The sequence below is a fragment of the Leptodesmis sp. genome (assembly GCF_052746595.1).
The window spans coordinates 1-4045 of sequence record NZ_JBRAGO010000183.1 but is presented as its reverse complement, the minus strand read 5'-3'; the positions used below and the strand labels follow the sequence as shown (position 1 = coordinate 4045).

5 protein-coding genes are annotated in these 4045 nt (G+C 48.7%); 3 read left to right on the top strand and 2 right to left on the bottom strand.

Annotation, left to right across the window (positions count from 1 at the left end; all coding sequences use genetic code 11):
* Positions 1-24: 24 nt before the first annotated feature.
* Positions 25-669: a DUF2235 domain-containing protein gene (locus ACUVQO_RS22630; RefSeq protein WP_445928080.1), complete on the bottom strand. Its 645-nt coding sequence runs from the start codon at positions 667-669 to the stop codon at positions 25-27.
* A gap of 564 nt (positions 670-1233) precedes the next feature.
* Here ACUVQO_RS22630 and ACUVQO_RS22625 point away from each other — a divergent pair.
* Entirely contained in the window at positions 1234-1638 is a 405-nt protein-coding gene (locus ACUVQO_RS22625; protein WP_445928079.1) for an STAS domain-containing protein, read from the top strand.
* 90 nt (positions 1639-1728) lie between these two features.
* A complete protein-coding gene (locus ACUVQO_RS22620) occupies positions 1729-3192 on the top strand; it encodes an MFS transporter (RefSeq protein ID WP_445928078.1) in 1464 nt (487 codons plus the stop codon).
* 21 nt (positions 3193-3213) lie between these two features.
* Here the strand turns inward: ACUVQO_RS22620 and ACUVQO_RS22615 are convergent, their stop codons facing one another.
* Positions 3214-3486 carry a hypothetical protein gene (locus tag ACUVQO_RS22615; protein ID WP_445928077.1) on the bottom strand — a complete coding sequence of 91 codons (273 nt, stop codon included), beginning with the start codon at positions 3484-3486 and terminating at the stop codon, positions 3214-3216.
* A 174-nt stretch (positions 3487-3660) separates the two neighbouring features.
* Between ACUVQO_RS22615 and ACUVQO_RS22610 the strand changes: the two genes are divergently transcribed.
* The coding region (locus ACUVQO_RS22610) for a radical SAM protein (protein WP_445928076.1) at positions 3661-4045 on the top strand (385 nt) is incomplete at its 3' end.

Below are 4045 nucleotides of genomic sequence, written 5' to 3'. Positions count from 1 at the left end.
GGGACTTATAGCTCCCCCAACCCCTCAATAGTTAAAGACCTTTCGTTGTTCATCAATGGCAACAGCGTGTAAGGCGTTTTTAATGATGTTGCTGAGTTCGCAATCGTGAAATTGATATCGCTGATTCAGCCATTCGTCTGCAGGCAGCAGGGGAATCTGGTTGGGAACCCCCAGTTGGCCCACCGTATCCCAACAACCAAGCAGGGTAACCTCGGCCTCTCGTCGAACACCATCGTTAATATCTTTTGCAGCGTTGACTTTCTCGGTTAGCTTGCGATCGCGATCGCGGTAAATTTCGTAGGCTTCTGGTGCTCTACAAATATTCTGGCGGGATAACAAACCAGAGCAGCGCATCAGACCAGCCAGACTGCGAACCGTATAGGCTCCCCGGCTGAAGCCAAACAGATAGATTTCATCTTCAGGCTCATAATTCAAGCACAGAAAACGGTAAGCATCTTGAATATTTTGATCAATTCCCCAGCCAAAGGCTCCTCCCGTCAGCTTGTTCCAAGAATCACCAGTGCCCAAACCCTCATGATAGTAAACGATTTGAGGAGTACCATCCGCCGCTGTTGATCTTACAGCCTCAGCCATTTTCACTACATTTGTGGGATAGGGGCTGGATAGGGTTTGCCAGGTTCCATCACAACATATAATCAGGCGTTTCATAGGGGAATTTTCTCCTTCTGATTTGAAAGAGCCAGGCCAACCTAGTTAACAGATTTAGCGTTCCCTACAGCATGGCTATTTTCAATTGCCTAAATCCAACTGGTTTCAGGTTCCAAAATGTTTTTCAAGCAGTCTGTTTTCCTGAAAACTCCTCCTATTCCTGTTGTCAATGGCGGCAACAGGGGAAGGCTACTTCTAGCCGCATGATTTTTCTCCATAGTTGAAGTGTTTAAGATGTGATTTAAATCACATCAAGAAATGACGGAAAACACAGAGCTTCTGTGGTACCAACCGCATACTCTATTAAAAAGTATTTCACTCTAGAAGTGAGTGGGAATATCGCAAAACCTGCGGCAAATTTTCAGGTGCCCTCCTTTGAGAAAGTTGCTGCAATTATTCCTGAGTCCTTCAGTTGAGAGCGTAGTGGCGCATACTTGGCTGGTCTTTGCTTGACATCTGAATCAAGGCTATCCAGAACTTTGGAGTTGTTGCCCCTAAAAACCGCCAGGTCTGAATGGCAATCACTTTTCTTGATGCTTTGCCTGTCTGTTTCACGAGGTTTGTATGTATCTTGGGATGAATGTTGCTGATTGTGCAGTTGAAGAATTACTGTCCTGCCAGTTCGATCCTCATACGCTCGTTTTGCAGCCGATCGGCCATTTAGACAGTACAAATTACCGAGAATTTCAAATTCTTTTAGGGATGGCTCTGGAGCAAGCCGTCAGTGGTGTAATTGTAGATTGCTTATGGGTTGAGACGGTAGATGAATACGGTATCCAAACCCTGGTTTCTGGCATCGAACGGGCAGCCAACCTGGGTAAGACCATTTCTTTCGCCGCTATGAATCCCTCCATTCAGATTGCCATGGAGGCTGAATGGGATCGTCAACGGGATATGCGTTTCGGCTCCTGGCAAGACTTGTTCGGCTCCGATCTGGAACAGTTTTTAGATGAACAGTTGTCCGCTTAAATTTTTAAGCCCCTTTTCTCACTTAAGGATTAGTTAAATAATTTTTATGAGTGCATAAGATGGATCCAAGTTGGGTGTGAATAGATCAACATGGCAGAACAGGCTGCAAAAGCTGAAGTAGATGTGGCAATTGCTCCAGAGGCTCTGCCTCTTGTGAAATTTGAGATAGAAGCAGCGGAACTAACAGTTTCACCATCAGAGTTAATTCAGGCGGAGAAGAATGCAATTCGCACCAGCCTACGGGCCTCTACCTGGGATGGGGTGTTTGCCACAATCTTCTCCAACATTGTAGGTGGTGTACTCCTCAGCAATTTTCTAGTGGAGCTACATGCCAGCCCAACTCAAATTGGGATGCTGGCCTCCATCCCCATGCTGGCAAATCTACTGCAACCGATCGGGGCCTTTCTCGGCGATCGCACCACCAGTTGTCACTGGTATTGCTTCTGGGTATATGGGCCATCCCGCCTGTTGTGGGTGCTGTTAGCTGCCGGAATTCTGATCTCTGGGTGGGGCAGGCTTGACTCGTCCCTGTTGATCTTGTGGACGTTAGCGATCGTTCTTGTCAGCCACCTTACGGGTGCACTGGGCAGTGCCGTCTGGTTGAGTTGGTTAGCCACCTTAGTTCCTCGCCGCTTACGGGGCCGCTACTTTGGCATTCGCAACAGTGCCGCCAGCTTGGCTAATCTTCTCTCAGTTCCTCTGCTCGGCTGGTTCATTTCCTCCTGGAAAGGTGGTTCTATCCAAGGTTATGGGCTGGTGCTCATTCTTGGTGCACTCTGCGGCCTGATCAGCCTGGGATTCCAGTTTTGGATGGTGGATGTGAATCCGCAAGTGCAACAAGAGGGTGATGACAAAGGACAATCCCAAATCTCAAATCCCAAATCTAAAATTCCAGCCTTGCTCCAGGACACCAACTTCCTCCTCTTCTTGCTCTATTTCGGTATCTGGATGTTTGCGGTCAACTTGAGTGCGCCGTTTTTCAATCTATACATGCTGGACAATCTGGCGATCGACCTGCGCTGGGTGACGATTTACAACAGTTTGCAGGCCGGAGCCAATTTAATCCTGCTAGTACTGTGGGGAAGATTGGCCGATCGCATTGGTAATCGAACCATTCTGCTCTCGGTCGGGGTTCTGGTGGCGCTGACCCCCTTGCTGTGGTTAGTCACAGGAGCCAATTCCTTCTCCCTCTGGCTTGGATTTCCCCTGCTGCACATTTTGGCCGGCGGTACTTGGGCCGGAATTGATTTGTGTAATAACAATCTGCAGTTGGGGGTGGCTCCGGTGAAAAATCAATCGACTTACTTTGGGATTGCAGCGGCAGTTGCAGGCGTGGCGGGAGCACTGGGAACCACAGCAGGCGGATTTCTGGTCGAGTTTGCCAATTATGGTGGTATTCCGGGATTATTTGCCCTGTCGGCGATCGTCCGGTTATTGGCCTTACTGCCTCTGATGTTTGTCCATGAGCAACGGGGACAATCTCTGCGGCAATTGATGCGTACTCTATTTCCAGAGCAGAATTCTGCTACTGATGCTCCTGACTCAGTTCCATAAACCGCATTCGTAGCAACAGAGCTAAGAGGCAGATCGCTTGAATTTGAGCTGGATCGCACCTTTATGCAACTCCCCATGTTTAGCAAAGAAGAACCAGAGGTTGTCTCCCATCTCCAGAAACGGCTGCTGAAAACGTTCTCGCAGAAACCGCTTGAGGTTGGCGTAGGTGGGTAGCGATCGCATTGAGCCATGGGGAGACTCGATCGGAGGGGACTGATCGGAAAAGTAGTAAACCTGCTCAAAGGCAATGGCTGGGCTGAGGAAAAAATCCCGCATCGATGTCGCATCCTGCATTGCATAATGCAACGGTTGCAGATTGTAATAGTCGTTGATCCCGATCGCGATCGCTCAGTTTCTACCCATTAGAGACGGTTGGAGAGTTCTTCCATAATCCTTCAAATCCTGGACTTGATTATCCTCATTATTCTCTGCAAATTCCATGATTTGGTTGCCCCCTATCTCTAGCACATGGTTAACAATGGGAGCATGAATCAGATCGACTATCTTCGTATTAGCTTAATTGACCGCTGCAATTTCCGTTGTCAGTACTGTATGCCGGAAGGGGCAGATCTTGATTATGTGTTGCAGCAGAACTTACTCACACGGGATGAATTAATGCTCCTGCTGCAGGAGGTGTTTATTCCGGTTGGCTTTACTCGCTTTCGGCTCACGGGTGGAGAACCACTGGTACGACCGGATGTAGTGGAGATTGTGCGATCGATCTCCGCCCTCCCTGAAACCCAGGATCTGGCGATGACGACCAATGCTTTCTTACTGGCAGATCTGGCCCAGGAGTTGTATGACGCAGGCTTGCGACGAATTAATATCAGCCTCGATTCCCTCAAACCAGAAG

Bases quoted from the DNA above. Each gene is read 5' to 3' on its own strand.
- ACUVQO_RS22630 (WP_445928080.1), bottom strand. From the start codon at position 669: ATGAAACGCCTGATTATATGTTGTGATGGAACCTGGCAAACCCTATCC.
- ACUVQO_RS22620 (WP_445928078.1), top strand. From the start codon at position 1,729: ATGGCAGAACAGGCTGCAAAAGCTGAAGTAGATGTGGCAATTGCTCCA.
- ACUVQO_RS22615 (WP_445928077.1), bottom strand. From the start codon at position 3,486: ATGCAGGATGCGACATCGATGCGGGATTTTTTCCTCAGCCCAGCCATT.
- ACUVQO_RS22625 (WP_445928079.1), top strand. From the start codon at position 1,234: ATGTATCTTGGGATGAATGTTGCTGATTGTGCAGTTGAAGAATTACTG.